We start from the raw sequence: 17488 nt of genomic DNA, 5'->3' as shown, positions 1-17488 counted from the left end.
CCGGCCGGGGCGGGATTCGCCGGATTTCGGCGCTCGGGCCGGCGGCACGGCGGTGGCGGCCGAGCCTAGGCAGCGGTCCGCGGAGGGTCACCGTGCAACTGTCGGAAGCGGAGGCGTCCCGGCCATCCTCGCGTCGGAAGCGCAACGCTCTCGACACATGGAGGTACTTGCGCAGCATCGGCCGTTCACGGAAGGCTGGGGTCCGACGCGGTCGTACTACGGATGTCGGATGGGGAATGTCGGCGCAGTTGCAGCGGATCGTCGACGGGCTCGCCGCGCGGGTGCGTCGGCCGGTGCTGATCGAGGACCGGCGCCAGCGGGTCATCGTCTACAGCGAGCAGGCCGAGCCGATGGACGCGGTCCGCCGGCTGTCGATCCTGCGCCGGCAGACCACGCCGGAGGTCGTGGCCTGGTTCCGCGCCGCCGGCATCAACCAGGCGCGCGGCCCGATCCGTACGCCGGGGTCGGAGGAGCTGGGCATCCTTCCCCGCGTCTGCGTGCCCGTCTGGCACCGCGACCTGCTGCTCGGCTACGTCTGGTTCATCGACGCGGACCGCTCGATGAGCGACGACGAGATCGGCGCGGTCTCCGACGCGACCACCGACCTGGCGCTCGCGCTCTACCGGGAGAACCTCGCCAACGAGCTGGCCTCCCAGCGCGAGACCGAGTCGGTCCGGCTGCTGCTCGGCGAGCACGCCGAGGCGCGCCGGCACGCCGCCCAGGCCCTGCTCGACGACGGGCTCTTCACCTCCGACGGCCCGGTCACCGCGCTCGTCGCCCTGCTGCGGCTGCGCCCGGACTCCGTCCTCGACGACGACACCCGGCTCGGGCTCGAGCAGGCGCTGTCCAGCACGATCCGCTGGGCGGGGCCGCGTGCCGCCGTGCACCTGCTGCGCTACGACCACGCCGTGCTGGTGCTCGCGGGTCACGACCGGCCCGGCAACGCGTCCGTCGACGCCGTCGCCGAGCACCTGCACGAGGCCGTCGCGGGGGCGACCCGCCGGATGGACGGCGTCGTCTCCACGGTCGTCGGGGTGGGCCAGCGCCACGCCCGGCTCGTCGACGCCCGCACGTCCTACGACGAGGCCCTGCAGTCGGCCCGGGTCGCCGTGCACCTGCCGTCGGGCAGCCGGGTGGCGCACTGGAGCCAGCTCGGGATCTACCGCGTCCTGTCCCAGCTGTCCGGCGACTCCGAGCTCGGCGGGGCCGTCATCCACCCCGGCCTGGACCGGCTCTTCGCCGAGGAGTCCGCCCGGCCGCTGCTCGAGACGCTGGAGACCTACCTCGACCTCGCCGGCAACGCGCACGCGACGGCGGAGCGCTTGCGGCTGCACCGCACCTCGCTGTACTACCGGTTGCAGCGGCTCGAGCAGATGGCCGGCACCGACCTCAAGGACGGCAGCGAACGGCTCTGCCTCCACCTGGCCCTGAAGCTCGCCCGGCTCACCGGGCGCTACGAGCCCCGCACCTGATCTCTCCCGAGGAGGCGCAGTGTCCGCTACCCAGCCCGTCGGAGCCGAGCCGAGCACCCAGGCGGTCGATCCCCTGGCGTCGGGCAGCCACGACGTACCCGTGCCGGCGGCGCTCGACGAGTTCATGTCGGGCGGCTGGGGCCCGCTGCACGCCCCGGTCGACGTCCCGGCCGAGCTCGCCCCGTGGGCGCAGAAGCGCCGCGCCCGGCTCGCCGAGCGCTTCCCCGGCGAGCACCTGGTCGTCCACGCCGGCGAGCCGCTGGTGCGCGCGAACGACCAGACCTACCCCTTCCGGCCGGCCTCGGACTACCTCTGGCTGACCGGGGACGCGACGCCCGGCGGCGTGCTCGTGCTGGACCCGGAGGGCCAGGCGACGTTGTACGCGCCGCCGCCCGCGCCGCCCGGCACCCGGGACTTCTGGGCCAGCCGGAGCGGCGGTGCGCTGTGGAACGGCGCGCAGCCGACGCTCGAGGCGGTCGCCGAGGTGCTCGGCATCCCGGTGCTGCCGCTCGCGGACCTGCCCGCGGGGCTGGGCGCGCGCGCCGCGGGCAACGTCGCGGCGCCGGACCGCGAGCTCGCCGCGGCGCTGTCGGAGCTGCGGCTGCTCAAGGACGGCTGGGAGCTCGAGCAGCTCCAGCTCGCCGTGGACGCCACCACGCGCGGCTTTGCCGACGTCGTACGCGCTTTGCCCGCGGCGATGGCGGGCGGCGGCGAGCGGTTGCTGGAGACGACGTTCTTCGCCCGCGCCCGGCAGGAGGGCGGCGACGTCGGCTATCACTCCATCGTCGGGGCCGGGGAGCACGCGACGGTCCTGCACTGGATGCGCAACGACGGGGCCGTACGCGACGGGCAGCTGCTGCTCCTCGACGCCGGGGTCGAGACGCGCACCTTCTACACCGCCGACGTCACCCGGGTGCTGCCTGTCAACGGCCGCTTCGCGCCACTGCAGCGCGACGTCTACGAGCTGGTCCGACGCGCCAACGACGCGGCCCTGGAGGCCGTGCGCCCCGGAGCGGCGTTCCGCGACTTCCACTGGGCGGCCATGCGGGTGCTGGCCGAGGGCGTGCACGGCCTCGGCCTGCTGCCCGGGTCGCTCGACGAGGCGCTCGACCCGGAGCGACAGCTCTACCGCCGCTGGACGCTCTGCGGGTCCGGGCACATGCTCGGCATCGACGTCCACGACTGCGCGAAGTCCCGCGCCGGTGAGTACGTCGACGGCCGCCTGCGCGCCGGCCAGGTGCTGACCGTGGAGCCCGGGCTCTACTTCCAGCCGAACGACGAGCTCGTCCCGCCGGAGCTGCGCGGCCTCGGCATGCGCATCGAGGAGGACCTCGTCGTCACCGAGAACGGCTACTCGATGCTCTCCTCGGCGCTGCCGCGCACCGCGGCCGACGTCGAGTCCTGGATGCAGTCCGTCGCCACCTCCTGACGGGCCTGTCCTTGCCCGTGCCGCCAGACCCCGGCGGCCCCGGGTGACCGACGAGAGAAGGAAGATTCGTGGAAGGCAGCTGCACGTGAAGGGCATGGACGCGGTCAGCACCCCTCCTGCGCCGCGCAACGAGGCTCCGCAGACGTTCGCCCCGGGGACCCCGGAGCGCGGCGCACTGGCGGCCCGGCTCGAGGCGCTGTCGGCCGACGGGCCGATCGAGCTCACCCACACGATCGGGGGCCGGGAGGTCGTCGGAGCCGGCGAGGCCAAGCCGGTCGTGATGCCGCACCGGCACGCGCACGTGCTGGGGACGCTCCGCCAGGCCACCGACGAGGAGGTCGAGCACGCCGTGCAGGCGAGCCTCGACGCCGCCCCGGCGTGGCGCGACCTTTCGTTCGACGACCGGGCCGCGGTGTTCCTGCGGGCGGCCGAGCTGCTGGCCGGGCCTTGGCGGCACACCCTGAACGCGGCGACGATGCTCGGGCAGTCGAAGACCTGCCAGCAGGCGGAGATCGACGCCCCCTGCGAACTGGTCGACTTCTGGCGCTTCAACGTGTACTACGCCCGGCAGATCCTCGCCGACCAGCCGCCCATGAACCCGACCGGCGTCTGGAACCGCACCGACCACCGCCCGCTCGAGGGCTTCGTGCTCGCGATCACGCCGTTCAACTTCACGGCCATCGCGGGCAACCTGCCGACCGCACCCGCCCTCATGGGCAACACGGTGGTCTGGAAGCCGAGCCCCACCCAGCAGTTCGCGGCGCACCACACCATGCGCCTGCTCGAGGCGGCCGGCCTGCCACCGGGCGTCATCAACCTCGTCACCGGCGACGGCGAGGCCGTCAGCCGGGTCGCGATGCGCCACCCGTCGCTGGCCGGGGTGCACTTCACCGGCAGCACCGCGACGTTCCGCACCCTCTGGCGGGCCATCGGCGAAGGGCTCGACGACTACCGCGGCTACCCGCGGCTCGTCGGCGAGACCGGCGGCAAGGACTTCATCGTCGCCCACCCGTCCGCCGACCCCGTCGCGCTGACGACCGCGCTCGTCCGCGGCGCGTTCGAGTACCAGGGCCAGAAGTGCTCCGCGGCGTCCCGGGCGTACCTGCCGCGGTCGCTGTGGGAGTCGGGGCTGCGCGACGCGCTCGTGTCTGCCGTGGAGTCGCTCTCGTTCGGGGACGTCGCGGACTTCGCCAACTTCGGCGGGGCGGTGATCGACGCGCGGGCATACGCGAAGCTGGCTTCTGCCCAGGCGCGAGCCCGTTCCTCCGCCGGCATCGAGGTCCTCGCCGGCGGCGGTGCGGACGACAGCGAAGGATTTTTCGTGGAACCGACGGTCGTGCTCTGTGACGACCCGACGGACGAGGTCTTCGCCCAGGAGTACTTCGGCCCGTTCCTCGCGGTGCACGTCTACGACGACGCCGCGCCGTCGTCGTGGGCCTCGGTGCTCCGGCTCGTCGACTCGACCTCCCCCTACGCCCTCACCGGCGCGGTGTGGGCCCGCGACGCCTACGCCGTGGAGGAAGGCCTGGCCGCGCTGCGGTTCGCCGCCGGCAACGTCTACGTCAACGACAAGCCGACAGGCGCGGTCGTCGGGCAGCAGCCGTTCGGCGGGGCGCGCTCCAGCGGCACGAACGACAAGGCCGGGTCGCCGCTCAACCTGCTGCGCTGGACGTCGCCGCGCACCGTCAAGGAGACGTTCGTGCCGCCGGTCGACTGGCGGCACGAGCACCAGGGCAGCGACACGTGAGCACGCTGGCCGAGCTCACCGGGCGCGCGATCCTCGGAGCCTCGCGCAGCTCGCGGCTGAAGACCGCCGTCACGCGTGCCCCCGGGACCCGGTCCGTCGTCGCCCGCTTCGTCGCCGGCGAGGCCGAGGACGACGGCGTACGGGTCGCCCGGGATCTCGGGAGAACCGGGCTGCGGGTGTCGCTGGACCACCTCGGCGAGTTCACCTCCGATCCTGCGGTCGTCCGCGAGGCGACGCAGGCGTCGGTGTCCATGTTGCGCCGGCTCGCGGCCGAAGGGCTGGCGCCGATCGCCGAGGTCAGCGTCAAGCTCACGGCCCTCGGGCTCGACCTCGACCGGTCGATGGTCCTCGACAACGCGTGGGAGGTCGTCTCCGCCGCCCGTCAGGCCGGCACCACGGTGACGTGCGACATGGAGGACTCGACGCGCACGGACGCGACGCTCGACGTCGTGCGCGAGCTGCGCACGGAGGAGCCGTCGGTCGGGGCCGTGCTGCAGGCGATGCTGCGGCGAACCGAGTCCGACGTGCGCGACCTTGCATACGCCGGAAGTCGCGTTCGCCTGTGCAAGGGTGCCTACGCGGAGCTGTCGTCCGTCGCCTTCGCATCCAAGGCCGAGGTCGACGCGTCCTACGCGCGCTGCCTCGGCATCCTGATGCGCGGCGACGGCTATCCCATGGTCGCGACGCACGACCCGCGCCTCGTCGACCTCGGCGAGCGCCTCGTCAAGGAGCACGGCCGGGCCGCCGACACGTACGAGTTCCAGATGCTCTACGGCATCCGGCCCGAGGAGCAGCGCGCGCTCGCCGGCCGCGGCCACACGGTGCGGGTCTACGTGCCCTACGGCAAGGACTGGTACGGCTATCTCATGCGCCGCCTCGCCGAACGGCCCGCGAACGTCGCGTTCTTCGTGCGGGCGTTGGCGACGCGGGGGTAGCGGCTGACCTTGCGGGCGTTGGCGACGGGGGTGGCGGCAGACCTTGCGGGAGGTCAGAGGCGCCAGAACGCACACAACTTCCCACAAGGTCGCGGCGTCCCCGTCCAGCCCCGGCTGCCCAGGACTGCGGCGACCTCGACGGCCACGTCGCACGGCTCGAACGTGACGTCGACGTAGTCGTAGCGCAGCCGGCTCCGGGTCGACACCACGACCGCGTTGTCCCGCTTCCGGTCGCGTCGGCGATCGTCCGGCTCGGTGTGACCCACCTGCCCGTCGAGCTCGACGACCAGGCCGAACTCGTCGTACTCGACGTCACGGTAGCGCCGTCCACCCGCACCCTTCGTCGGGTGCTGACGTCGGGCCTCGGGGAGGCCGTGACGGCGCTCGACGTTGCGCAGGTAGCGCACCTCGAGCAGGGAATGCGCCCCTTCGGCCACGTCGGCGAGCACGGCGAGGACGTGGGGGCGCCACCGGAACGACGGGCGCTGCGCGACGGCGGCGCGCAACCGGGCCGGTGTGGTCAGGCGTCTCTGCACGGAGGCCGCCACCACGGCCAGCGCGGCGGCGAGGTCACGCGAGGTGTCGACGAGGTCCAGCACGGTGTGCTCCAGTCGGATCCGCCGCGGGCTCGCACTGGGGTGCACGAGGTCGTCCATCCGACGCGAGCGGTAGGCCCGCACCCCGTCGAGGCGGGGGACGCGTCGCTCGGCAGGCACCCTGACCGACACGGCCTCGGGCGGCTCGTCGACCAGGCCCCAGAGCCACGCCGCGGTCCGGTGGCTCAGGGCCGAGGCGGGTCCGCAGGCCAGCAGGGCCGCCCACGCCGTGCCGAGTGGCGTGAGCGGCCCCGCGTCCACGCAGTAGACCTCGCGGTGCACCTGCCGCCAGCGCTGTGACCGCAGTCGCCACTTCAGCGCGTCCGGTGTCAGCTCGGCCAGGGCCTGGTCGCGCGAGACCACACGCTCCTGGTCCCGAGCGAGGGTGTTCAACGAGGTCACGCGCCGAGACTGGTCCGCCCGCGCGCCGGTCCGGCGGCTTGCGCACGGATCTGTGGACGACGCCGACGCTCACGCGCACTTGTGGACGAGGACCACGGCCACGGCCCCTGGGAACGACGCCGACGCTTAGACGTGCTTGTGGGAAGCAAGGGGTGCTCCCACACCCCTGGCTTCCCACAACGTCACAGGATCGGCGCCGGCACGTACGCCGCGGCCTCCGGGTGCTTGGCCGTGATCTCCCCGATCCGAGTCGCGAGGTCCGCCACCTGGCGCTCGGCGGCGCCGGTGAACGACAGCGGCTCCGCGACGAGGGCCGCGAGCTCCTCGCGCGTCAGCGGCAGCCGGTCGTCGGCGGCGAGGCGGTCGAGCAGGTCGTTGCGGTCCGTGCCCTGCTCGCGCATGCCGAGGGCGACCGCGACGGCGTGCTCCTTGACCGCGGCGTGGGCGGTCTCGCGGCCGACGCCCGCCTTGACCGCGGCGACGAGCACCTTGGTCGTGGCGAGGAAGGGCAGGTAGCGGTCGAGCTCGCGGGTGATGACCGCGGGGTAGGCGCCGAACTCGTCCAGCACGGTCAGGAACGTCTCGAACAAGCCGTCACAGGCGAAGAACGAGTCAGGCAATGCAACTCGGCGGACGACCGAGTCGGAGACGTCGCCCTCGTTCCACTGCCCGCCCCCGAGCTCGGAGACCATGGCCTGGTAGCCGCGCAGCACGACGGCCAGGCCGTTGACGCGCTCGCACGAACGGGTGTTCATCTTGTGCGGCATCGCGCTGCTGCCGACCTGGCCGGCCTGGAAGCCCTCGGTCACCAGCTCCTGCCCGGCCATGAGGCGGATCGTCGTCGCGAGGCTCGACGGCCCCGCCGCGACGTGCACGAGCGTCGAGACGACGTCCTGGTCGAGCGAGCGCGGGTAGACCTGCCCGACGCTCGTCAGCACCCGCGAGAACCCGAGGTGAGCCGCGACCCGCTGCTCCAGCTCGGCCAGCCGGCCGGCGTCGCCCTCGAGCAGGTCGAGCATGTCCTGCGACGTCCCCACCGGGCCCTTGATCCCGCGCAGCGGGTAGCGGTCGAGCAGGCCCTCGAGGCGCTCGTACGCCGCCAGCAGCTCGTCGGCGGCCGACGCGAAGCGCTTGCCCAGCGTCGTCGCCTGGGCGGGGACGTTGTGGCTGCGGCCCGCCACGACGAGGGCCGAGTGCTCGACGGCGAGCCGGGTCAGCCGGGCCAGCGTGGCGACCACGCGGTCGCGGACGAGGAGCAGCGACTCGCGGACCTGCATCTGCTCGACGTTCTCGGTCAGGTCGCGCGAGGTCATGCCCTTGTGGACGTGCTCGTGGCCGGCGAGGGCGTTGAACTCCTCGATGCGGGCCTTGACGTCGTGGCGGGTCACGCGCTCGCGCTCGCGGATGCTGTCGAGGTCCACCTGGTCGAGAACGCGGGCGTAGTCCTCGGCGACGCCTGCCGGCACGGCGACCCCGAGGTCGGCCTGCGCGCGGAGCACCGCCAGCCAGAGCCGGCGCTCGAGGACGACCTTCGCGGCGGGGGCCCAGAGCGCGACGAGCTGCGGGGAGGCGTACCGGCCGGCGAGGACGTCGGGTACGTCGGGCTTGCGGGGGGCGGGGGCTGCGGGCGTCATGACCTCTGTCCGGGCAGGCGGCGGGGTGCGCAACCATTCTCCCGCAGCCGCGGGGGTGCTCAGCTCACAACGCCGTCAGCACGGCGATCACGATGACCGTGAGCACGATCGAGACGAGCAGCGAGCCGAAGCAGCCGAGGCGGTTCGAGAAGAACAGGAACATGGGCGCTGCCCTACCCACCCGGAGCCGGTCAGCACCAGATCGCGCAAGCGGTCCCGTCCTCCAGCGTCTCCGGCGGGCCCGGCAGGCTGTGTGCCTCCCTGCGGGCGATGCGTGAGGCGGTCCAGGCCACGGCCGCGGCGTCGAGCACGTCGTCGACCGCCGCCCGCTCCCCCGCCTCGCCGAGGGCGTCGCCGAGGACGATCCCCACGGCCTCGAGCAGCCCGCGCCGCGCGTTCATCCCGTTCCACGTCCGCTTCGGGTAGGCCAGGGGCGCCCCGGCGAGGGCCGCGAAGGACAGCTCGGGGTGGGCCTCGCGGACGTCCGGGTGCGTGCCCGAGCGCAGCCAGGCGTCCACCTCGAGCGCCTTCTCCCGCAGCGCGTACGCCTGGGCGGACACCCCCTCGCCGGCCAGCTCGCGGTTGGCCGCGGCGGCGAGGGCGTACGTCCCGGCCTCGAGTGCGGCCCGGACCGGGGTGCGGAAGACCGAGCTGCGCCGCGGCCCCAGCGCGCGGGCCGCCTCCGCGTCCGCCCGCCGCCGACCCCGAGTCGGGAGCCCGATGGGGATGTCGACCGCCACGGCGGCGAGCGGCCCGGCGAGCGCGGTGGCGCGCTCGACGAGGAGGCCGATGTGCGCGCCGAAGAGCGCCTGCGCCGAGCCTTCGTGCGGGACGACGCCGACCCACCCGCCCTTGCAGGCGTCGGCGCCCAGCACCGCGCTCAGCGCACCCCCTCCATGAGCCGCCGCACGACCGGCGTGAGCAGCGCGAGCAACCCGCCGAGGACGATCGCGATGACCCCGAGGATGCCGAAGTAGCGCGACTCCGCGCTCTCGCTGTAGTACTCCGCGAGCGTCCCGGACAGCGACGTCCCGAGCGCCACCGACAGGAAGAAGAGCGCGACCATCTGGGTCGTGAACTTCTGCGGCGCCAGCTTCGTCGACACCGACAGCCCGACGGGTGAGAGCAGCAGCTCGGCGAGCGTGAAGACCAGCAGGATCCCGGCGAGGCCGAGGAGCGGCGCGCTGTTGGGCCCGCCGCCGGCCATCGGGAGGAAGAGCAGGAACGCGACGCCCATGACGGCCGTGCCGAGCGCGAACTTCGTCGGCGTCGACGGCTGCCGGTCCCCGAGCCTCGCCCAGAGCGCGGCGAACAGGCCGGACAGCAGGATGATGAAGACGGGATTGATCGACTGCACCCACGAGACCGGCATCGTCCAGCCGAACAGGTCGCGGTCGAGGCGCTGGTCGGAGTAGATCGTGACGACGGTGAACTGCTGCTGGTAGAGCGACCAGAAGGCAGCGCTCGCCAGGAAGAGCGGGATGAAGGCCACCACCCGGCGGCGCTCGACCCGGGTCAGCAGCGGGCTGCGCAGGATGACGGTGAAGTACGCGACCGTGGCCACGACCGTCAGCGTCACCACGACGTTGTCGAGGATCGCGGCGCGCAGCAGGCCGGCGAGCGCGAGCACTGCGACGAGGACGGCTGCTCCCAGTGCGATGCCCGCGGCCAGCGGGCGCTGGGCGGTGGGGAGCGGGTTCGCCACGTGCGAGGCGGCGGGGCCGAGGTTGCGGCGGCCGCGGGCGTACTGGGCCAGTCCGATCGCCATGCCGACGGCGGCGAGCCCGAAGCCGTAGTGGAAGCCGAGGTCGTCCTGCAGCTCGCCGGTCAGCAGCGGGCCGGCGAAGGCGCCGAGGTTGATGCCGAGGTAGAAGAGCGAGAAGCCGGCGTCGCGCCGCTCGTCGCCCGGCTCGTAGAGCGTCCCGACGAGCGAAGTCGCGTTCGCCTTCACGCCGCCGCTGCCGACGGCGATGAGCACGAGCCCGACCCCGACCCCCGCCAGCTCGGGGATCACGGCGAGCGCGATGTGGCCGAGCATCACGAGGACGGCGCTGTAGAACAGCACCCGTTCCGGGCCGAGCAGCCGGTCCGCCAGCCAGGCGCCGAGGATCGTGGAGAGGTAGACCAGGCCGCCGTACGCCCCGACGATGCTCGTCGCCGCGTCCCGGTCGACGCCGAGCCCGCCCTCGGACGCCTCGTAGTAGAGGTAGATCAGCAGGATTCCCTGCATCCCGTAGAACGAGAAGCGCTCCCACATCTCGACGCCGAAGAGGTTCGCCAGCGTGCGGGGCTGGCCGAAGAACGTCTTCTCGGGCGCGGGCGCGGTCGTCGTCACCCGGGCAAGCGTCCCCTGCCGGGCGGGCGCTGAACGCCCACCCGGGCTCCGGCTTCGGTCAGCGCGCGGGGACCGTGATCTCGCCGCGCTCGGCGGCCAGCGCGATGTCGGTGCGGTAGTGGCTGCCGCGCAGCCGGACGGCGAGCACCCCGTCGTACGCCGCGGCCCGCGCACTGGGCAGGTCCGGCCCGGTCGCGGTCACGGACAGCACCCGCCCGCCCGCGCTCACCACGCGCCCGTCGGCGTCGTGGGCGGTGCCGGCGTGCAGGACGTAGGCGGCACCCTGCACGTCGCCGACGCCCTCGACCACGTCACCGGTCGTGACCTTGCCGGGGTAGCCCTCGGCCGCGACGACCACCGTGACGGCGGCGCCCGCGTCCCAGACGAGCGGCGACGCCTCGCCCAGCCGCCCGGTCGCGGCGGCGAGGAGCAGGCCGGCCAGCGGCGTACGCAGCCGGGCGAGCACGACCTGGGTCTCGGGGTCGCCGAACCGCGCGTTGAACTCGATCACCCGCAGCCCGCGCGACGTGAGCGCCAGCCCGGCGTAGAGCACGCCGACGAACGGCGTCCCCTGCCGGCGCAGCTCGTCCACCGTCGGCTGGACGACGCGCTCGACGATCTCGTCGACGAGGCCCTCGGGAGCCCACGGCAGCGGGGAGTACGCCCCCATGCCGCCGGTGTTGGGGCCCGCGTCGCCGTCGCCCACCCGCTTGAAGTCCTGGGCGGGCGCGAGCGGCACGACGTCGGTGCCGTCGGTGAGCGCGAAGAGCGAGACCTCGGGGCCGTCGAGGTACTCCTCGACCACCACGTCGCCGGCGCACTGGCGGGCGTGCTCGAGGGCCGCCTCCCGGTCGTCCGTGACGATGACGCCCTTGCCCGCGGCGAGGCCGTCGTCCTTGACGACGTAGGGGGCGCCGAACGCGTCGAGCGCGGCGGCGACCTCGTCCGGCGTCGAGCAGACGTGCGCCATCGCGGTCGGCACCTGGGCCGCGGCCATGACCTGCTTGGCGAACGCCTTCGACCCCTCGATGCGGGCGGCGGCAGCGCTCGGGCCGAAGCAGGGGATGCCCGCGGCACGGACCGCGTCGGCGGCCCCGTTGACCAGCGGGACCTCAGGGCCGATGACGACCAGGCCGGCTGCCTCGGCGCGCGCGAGCTCCGCGACGGCCGCGGGGTCGGTGACGTCGAGCGGGCGCGTCTCGGCGAGCTCGGCGGTGCCGGCGTTGCCCGGCGCGCAGATGAGGCCGGTGACGGCGGGGTCGGCGGAGAGGGAGCGGACCAGGGCGTGCTCACGGGCCCCGGAGCCCACGACGAGAACCTTCATCGGAGGTGAGGCTAGCGGGAGGTGACCGACGCCTCCTCCGGCAGGCGCGCGCTCCACGGCCGGCTGCGGGCGACAATTGCCGTTCTCGACAGTACGGAGGCAGGCGTGGGTGACCGGAGAGGCCGCGGGCGGATGCTCGGCGTCGCAACGGCCGCGCTCGCCCTCGTCGTGCCGTTCGGTGGCGCGCCCGCGCACGCGGCGCCCCGCCCGGTGCCGGCGGCGTTCTTCGGCATGCACGACACGCGGCTGGCGACGGGCGGCTTCCCGTCCGTGCCCACCGGCTCGGTGCGGCTGTGGGACGTCGGGTGCACCTGGCGCGACGTGCAGCCGGCCCGCACGAAGTGGGCCTTCGGGTGCCTCGACCGGGCGGTGGCGAACGCGCGCTCCCACCGCTCGCGGGCGCTCGTCGTCCTGGGCCTGACCCCCGCGTGGGCCGCGGCCGACCGCCGCGCCCCCGGCGTCTACGGGCCGGGCACGTCGTCGCCGCCGAAGTCGCTGGCGCTCTGGCGGGCGTACGTCACCAAGGTCGTGCAGCGCTACCGCGGCACCGTCGACTACCAGGTCTGGAACGAGCCGAACATCCCCGCGTTCTGGTCCGGGAGCCCGGCGCAGATGGTGCGGCTCGAGGAGGAGACCGCACGGATCGTCGGCCGGTACGCGCCACGAGCCACGCTGGTCGGCCCGAGCCTCGCGACCCGGCGCGGCTCGCAGCTGGTGTGGCTGCGCCGCTACGCCGCCGCCGGGGGCGGCCGCACGGTCGACGCGATCGGGCTGCACCTCTACCCTGCGCCCACCGCCGGGCCGGAGGCGTCGATCGCGTTGCTCGGGCAGGCTCGGCGCATGCTCGCGGCACGCGGGATCAGCAAGCCGGTGTGGTGCACCGAGCTGAACTACGGGGCAAGCTTCGGGCCGGCCGGCTCGCCGCCGGTGGGCTACTCGGCGGCGCGGGCTTCGGCGTACGTCGCCCGGGCGTTCGTGCTGGCCGCGCAGAACGGCGTCGCTCGCGTCTTCTGGTACGGCTGGGACACCCCGGGGACCTCGGGGATCGCGATGAGCCGGGGTGGCGTGCCCACCCGGGCGGCGACGGCGTACGCCCGCGTCCGCTCGTGGCTCCTCGGCTCGCGGATGGACGGCTGCTCGGTCGACCGCTCGGGGACCTACACCTGCCGGATGCTGCTCAAGGACCGCAGCCCCGCGCGGGTGATGTGGAACCCGGAGCGGGCGGTCCGGGTGCGCACGCCCTCGTCGACGCGGACGACGACGCCGCTGAGCGGGACCGTGACCCGCGAGAGCGGCGCGCGGACGTTGCGGGTCGGGGGTACGCCGGTGCTGATCCGCACCGCGCGCTGACTCCCCTCACCCGCGCCCCGCTCACGCGCAGGGGCCGCGGCCGACGCGCGAGCGGCGGCCACGGCCCCGGCTGCGCTGGGGCCGCTCCCTAGAAGCGGCCCCAGCGGCGGTCAGTACGTCAGGATGATGACCGTGCGCCGGTTCTTCGCGCGGCCGGCCGGGGTGTTGTTCGTCGCCCGCGGCTGCGCCTCGCCCCGGGTGACGACGAGCGGCTTGGCCGCGGTGCCGCGCACGAGCAGCGAGCAGACCGAGTTCGCGCGCCGCTTGCCGAGCGCCAGGTTGGTGGCGGAGCTGCTCACCGAGTCCGTGTAGCCGATGCAGGTCACGGTCTTCACCGCGCCGAGGTCGCGCCGCACGGACGCCAGCCACCTGCGGTCCGTCGCCTTGACCGTGCTCGAGCCGTAGCCGAAGAGCGGGACCCGCGCGAGCTTCACCGTCTTCGCGACGACCTTCGCCGACGCGTACGCGCGGTGCCCGCCGGTCACACCGCGTCGGGTGACGACCGCGTTGACGCGCATTGCCGTGCCGCCGGGCTGGGCGGACAGGCTGCGGCCGAGCGCGTTCAGCGTCACCGGGACGTTCACGCGGGCCGTGTTGCGGGTGGCCGCGACGGAGGCCTTGCCGGTGCCGAGGACGACCTGGCGGCCGCTGACCTTCGCGGTGAGGGTGACCGTGCAGCCGGTAATGCGGCCGGTCGACAGGACGCAGGTGACCGGCACCCTGCGCCGCGTGGTGCCGGTCGCGACGGCCGGCTTGCCCGTACGGATCGAGGCCTTGGCCGGGGTCACGCCGGGCGCCGGCGCCACGGGGGCGGGAGCAACCGGCGCTGGGGCGGCCGGAGCGGGGGGAGTCGGCGCGGGAGCCGCCGGGACCGGGGCCGCGGCGGTCACGACCGCGGTGTAGGTGCCGATCACGGCCGCGTTGGTGGCGTCAGTGACGCGGTAGCGGACCGAGGTGGCGGTGCCGGAGAAGCCGGGGGCCGCGACGAAGGAGATGGTGCCGGTCGCGGTGTCGAGGGCGTACGTCCCCTGGCCCGCGATGGTCACCACGGTCGCCGGGTTGCCGCTCGCGTCGAGCAGGGTGATGCCGCCGCCCGACGGGACCGGCACGGTGACCGTCTGGTTGCTGACGCCCGGCCCGCTCGTGCCGACCGAGGTCGGCGGGACGGTGACGGGCAGCTTCAGCGTCCGGATCGTGCCGTCGGGCGCGACGCCGGCGGCGATGAACGTGTGGCCGCCGGCCGGCAGGCTCGCCGGCACAGTGACGGGGAGGGCGAAGTTGCCGTGGGCGTCGGTCGTCGTCGAGCCGAGGTCGATCGGGTCGGAGTAGACCGTGACGCGGGCGGTGGAGTACGGCGCAAAGCCGGTGCCGAGCACGGTGATCTGCTGGCCGGGCGTCGCCATCGTGATGGCACCGCGGTCGGTCGTGAGCGTGAGGTCGGTCGCGGGCGGGGTAACCGGCACCGGAGGCGCGGTCGGCGTGACCTCGTTGGACGGCCCGGCCGGGTCGGAGTCGCCGTTCGCGGCGGTGTGGGCGACGACGGTGACGGTGTACGGCGTCCCGGCCGTGGCGCCCAGCACGCAGCTGGTCTGCGCGGCCGAGGAGGTCGAGCAGGTCGCGGGCCCCGGGTTGGCGTACGCGGTGTATCCGGTGATGTTGTCGGCGTTCGCCGCCGTCCACGACGCGATGACCGAGGAGACGCCCGCGGTGGCGGTCACGGCGCCGGGAGCGGCCGGTGCGGCAGGCACGACGGGCTCCTCGCCGCCGGTGGCCCACAGGCCGGCCCCGACGGCGTTCAGCGCACGGATGAAGATCCGGTAGGGCGTGCCGTTGGTGAGTCCGGTGATGGTGCCGCGCAGCCGGCCGTCGGGGAGGGTCGTGACGGACAGCGGGGACACCTCCTCCTCACGCCACGAGTACTCGTAGCCCGTGATCGGGCTTCCACCGTCGGTCGCCGGCGCGGTGAAGGTGACGACGGCGCTGCGGTTGCCCGGCGTGAGCTCGACGTCCCGCGGGGAGCTGGGCCTCCCGAGCGGCGTGAGCGGCTGCGACGGCTCCGAGGCTGCGCCCGTGCCGGACGTCGTCACAGCTGCCACGGTGAACGTGTAGGCCGTCCCGTTGGTGAGCCCCGGGACCGTGAACGTCGTGTCCGCTGTGTCCGTCGTGACGGTGGGCTGGGCGACGCCGTTGACGTACGGGGTGATCTCGTACTTGGTGATGTCCTGGCCGCCGGTGTCGCTCGGGGCGCTCCAGGTGAGGGTCACCGACGCGTCGCCCGCGGTGCCCGTGACGGCCGTCGGGGCTGCCGGCAGGGCGCAGGGGTTGAAGGTGATGCTGACGAACCCGTTGCCGGTGCGGCTCGTGGTGCCGTTGAAGGCCACATCGCCGACCGCGTAGTTCGACCCGCCACCGCCGCCGCCCGCGGCGTACCCGACGTAGTTGTAGCCACCGCCGCCTCCGCCGAAGAAGCCGCCGCCTCCACCGCCGCCGCCGGACCCGTTGTCGTCGGGGAAGCCGCCGCCCTTGCCGCCCTGCCGCAGCGCGCCGCTCTGACCGCCTTGGCCGCCACCGGCGCCCGTGTGGTCGGGGGCGGCGCCCTTGCCGGCGAACCCGGTCCCTTCGAAGATCTCGCCGTCCGTGCCGTCGCCGCCACTCGCGCCGCCGTTGCCGCCGCTGCCCGGTGTCGCTGCGACGCTGACCGCGCCGGCGAGCGGGGGCAGGTTGACCTCGCTCCCGGCGCCGCCACCCCCGGCGGCGAAGACGGCCCAACCGGCGAACTCCACGACGGACGCGCCGCCGCCGCCGGACCCGCTCACGTTGTTGAAGCTGCCGTCGGCGAGCCCGCCGGAGCCACCGCTGGGCTCACCGCCGCTGTAGCCGCCGATGCCAGGCATGAACCCCGACGCGGCACCGCCCACCTCGCCGACGGAGACGGTGTAGCTCTCGCCGGGGGTCACGGCGAGAGTGGTCGTGACCTCGCCGCCCAACCCGCCTGTGGCGGGCGCGCCGGCCACGGCTCCACCCTGGCCACCGATGGCGGTGACCGTCGCACTGCAGACGCCTTGCGGCACCTGCGGGGTGTAGCGGATGTTCGGGTCCGTGAAGGTGATCGGCTCGGCGACTGCAGCCGACGCTGTGCCTGCGCCGAGCGCTCCGGCGGTGAGGCTGCCGGCGGTGAGCGCGAACGCCGCAGCGATCGCGCCTCCGCGTCGACGCGCGCGCACCGGCGCGAGCGCGTCGTTGGACGGGGTTCCGTGCACGTGCACTTCCTTGGGGCTTGGCGAGGGCCTCGCTGAGGCGCACCCCCGGTGGCGGTGGCCGTGGTGTCCCACGGTCGTTGTGGGGTTGCAGCGCGTGACCTTACCAGGACAATGCGTCACAAACCTGAGGGCTACTGGGTGGTCTGCCCCGGTTTGGTCGTACGTTGTGCGACCCGGGCGGCGGAGGCTCGCAGAGCTTGCACCGCGGGGAGGGAGGGGACCGCGGGTCGCGAGCGCCCGGGCGGCTCCTCAGGGCTCGCGGAGCTGCCGGCGGCGCGCGAGGACGCCGGCCGGTGCACATCCGGCTTCGATGATGTCGGCATCCCCGTTGCCGACCTCGACACCGCCGTGGCGTTCTTCGGTGGGCTCGGGCTGGAGGTCGAGGAACGGGCCTCCGTCGAGGGCGATTTCCTCGACACCGTGATCGGCATCCCCGACTCGCGCACCGGCTCCCCGCCCGACGGGGGCAGCCTCATCGAGCTCTGCAGCTTCGTCCGCGCTGTGCCGGCGCCAACTCGCCGGCCGCGATGGGCAAGGAGCTCGGGCTGCACAGCGCCGCGTGCGAGGTGGACGACCTGCAGGGGGTCGTCGAGTCGCTGGCGGCGCGGGCAACGGTCTCGCCGGCGGTGTCGGGAAGCGCGAGGGCGTGTGGCGGACGGGGTACGTGCTGGGCCGGAGGGATTCAGCGTGGCGTTCGCGGAGCGGTTGGTCGGGGGTGTTCGCCCGCGCTTGCCTCGAGCTCGGACTACTTCCGTCGGAGGCTCAACGCCAGGACCCAGACGCTCACCCCCACGATGATCGCCGCGAAGGCGAGGAAGTAGACCTCCGGGTTCTCGGCTTGCTCGATCGCCAGCACCGTCATCTGCTTCCCTCCGGTGGCCATCCCGCCGGCCGCACTGGCGCGCTGCTCGTCACGTCATCTTTCCGGGTCAGGCGCAGCAAGCGCGGCGCTTGCTGTCGGCGTCCCGTGCTCGTTGCGAGGAGTGGGAGCGGAAGCGCCGCGA

The 17488-nt window shown here is 74.1% G+C and carries 11 protein-coding genes; 5 read left to right on the top strand and 6 right to left on the bottom strand.

Annotated features, from left to right (window positions below):
• The first annotated feature begins 236 nt into the window (after positions 1–236).
• The 4 genes from G9H71_RS13240 to G9H71_RS13225 all read left to right on the top strand — a co-directional run bounded on the left by G9H71_RS13240 (position 237) and on the right by G9H71_RS13225 (position 5583).
• Positions 237–1472 carry a PucR family transcriptional regulator gene (locus tag G9H71_RS13240; RefSeq protein ID WP_166282576.1) on the top strand — a complete coding sequence of 412 codons (1236 nt, stop codon included), beginning with the start codon at positions 237–239 and terminating at the stop codon, positions 1470–1472.
• 124 nt (positions 1473–1596) lie between these two features.
• Entirely contained in the window at positions 1597–2901 is a 1305-nt protein-coding gene (locus G9H71_RS13235) for an aminopeptidase P family protein (RefSeq protein WP_166282660.1), read from the top strand.
• A 94-nt stretch (positions 2902–2995) separates the two neighbouring features.
• Positions 2996–4648 (top strand): L-glutamate gamma-semialdehyde dehydrogenase, encoded by a 1653-nt coding sequence (pruA, locus tag G9H71_RS13230; protein WP_166282658.1) that lies wholly within the window; start codon positions 2996–2998, stop codon positions 4646–4648.
• The gene (locus tag G9H71_RS13225) at positions 4645–5583 is read left to right on the top strand and encodes a proline dehydrogenase family protein (protein ID WP_331272965.1); all 939 of its coding nucleotides are present in this window, start codon (positions 4645–4647) and stop codon (positions 5581–5583) included. Before pruA ends, G9H71_RS13225 begins: the two co-directional genes overlap by 4 nt.
• Before the next feature lie 53 nt (positions 5584–5636).
• On the opposite strand, the gene G9H71_RS13220 is transcribed toward G9H71_RS13225, so the two are convergent.
• The 5 genes from G9H71_RS13220 to purD all read right to left on the bottom strand — a co-directional run bounded on the left by G9H71_RS13220 (position 5637) and on the right by purD (position 11874).
• Complete coding sequence (locus G9H71_RS13220; protein WP_166282574.1) at positions 5637–6581, bottom strand: hypothetical protein; 945 nt, start codon at positions 6579–6581, stop codon at positions 5637–5639.
• A gap of 182 nt (positions 6582–6763) precedes the next feature.
• Complete coding sequence (gene purB / locus G9H71_RS13215) at positions 6764–8215, bottom strand: adenylosuccinate lyase (protein ID WP_166282572.1); 1452 nt, start codon at positions 8213–8215, stop codon at positions 6764–6766.
• A gap of 191 nt (positions 8216–8406) precedes the next feature.
• Positions 8407–9090 carry a DUF429 domain-containing protein gene (locus G9H71_RS13210; protein ID WP_331272964.1) on the bottom strand — a complete coding sequence of 228 codons (684 nt, stop codon included), beginning with the start codon at positions 9088–9090 and terminating at the stop codon, positions 8407–8409.
• Positions 9091–9095: 5 nt separating this feature from the next.
• A complete protein-coding gene (locus tag G9H71_RS13205; protein ID WP_166282570.1) occupies positions 9096–10550 on the bottom strand; it encodes a peptide MFS transporter in 1455 nt (484 codons plus the stop codon).
• Between the two features lie 58 nt (positions 10551–10608).
• Positions 10609–11874 (bottom strand): phosphoribosylamine--glycine ligase, encoded by a 1266-nt coding sequence (gene purD, locus G9H71_RS13200; protein WP_166282568.1) that lies wholly within the window; start codon positions 11872–11874, stop codon positions 10609–10611.
• Between the two features lie 105 nt (positions 11875–11979).
• On the opposite strand from purD, the gene G9H71_RS13195 reads away from it, so the two are divergent.
• Entirely contained in the window at positions 11980–13224 is a 1245-nt protein-coding gene (locus G9H71_RS13195) for a glycosyl hydrolase (RefSeq protein WP_166282566.1), read from the top strand.
• Between the two features lie 110 nt (positions 13225–13334).
• Here G9H71_RS13195 and G9H71_RS13190 read toward each other — a convergent pair whose 3' ends face one another.
• Positions 13335–16484, bottom strand: coding sequence for a fibronectin type III domain-containing protein (locus G9H71_RS13190; RefSeq protein WP_166282564.1), 3150 nt, complete (start codon positions 16482–16484; stop codon positions 13335–13337).
• Positions 16485–17488 lie beyond the last annotated feature (1004 nt).

This window comes from Motilibacter deserti (assembly GCF_011250635.1).
GTDB classification, from domain to species: domain Bacteria; phylum Actinomycetota; class Actinomycetes; order Motilibacterales; family Motilibacteraceae; genus Motilibacter_A; species Motilibacter_A deserti.
Note: the sequence above shows the minus strand (reverse complement) of the source record. Positions and strands in the feature narration are given on the sequence as shown.

Bases quoted from the DNA above. Each gene is read 5' to 3' on its own strand.
- G9H71_RS13235 (WP_166282660.1), top strand. From the start codon at position 1,597: ATGTCGGGCGGCTGGGGCCCGCTGCACGCCCCGGTCGACGTCCCGGCC.
- purD (WP_166282568.1), bottom strand. From the start codon at position 11,874: ATGAAGGTTCTCGTCGTGGGCTCCGGGGCCCGTGAGCACGCCCTGGTC.
- purB (WP_166282572.1), bottom strand. From the start codon at position 8,215: ATGACGCCCGCAGCCCCCGCCCCCCGCAAGCCCGACGTACCCGACGTC.
- pruA (WP_166282658.1), top strand. From the start codon at position 2,996: ATGGACGCGGTCAGCACCCCTCCTGCGCCGCGCAACGAGGCTCCGCAG.
- G9H71_RS13240 (WP_166282576.1), top strand. From the start codon at position 237: ATGTCGGCGCAGTTGCAGCGGATCGTCGACGGGCTCGCCGCGCGGGTG.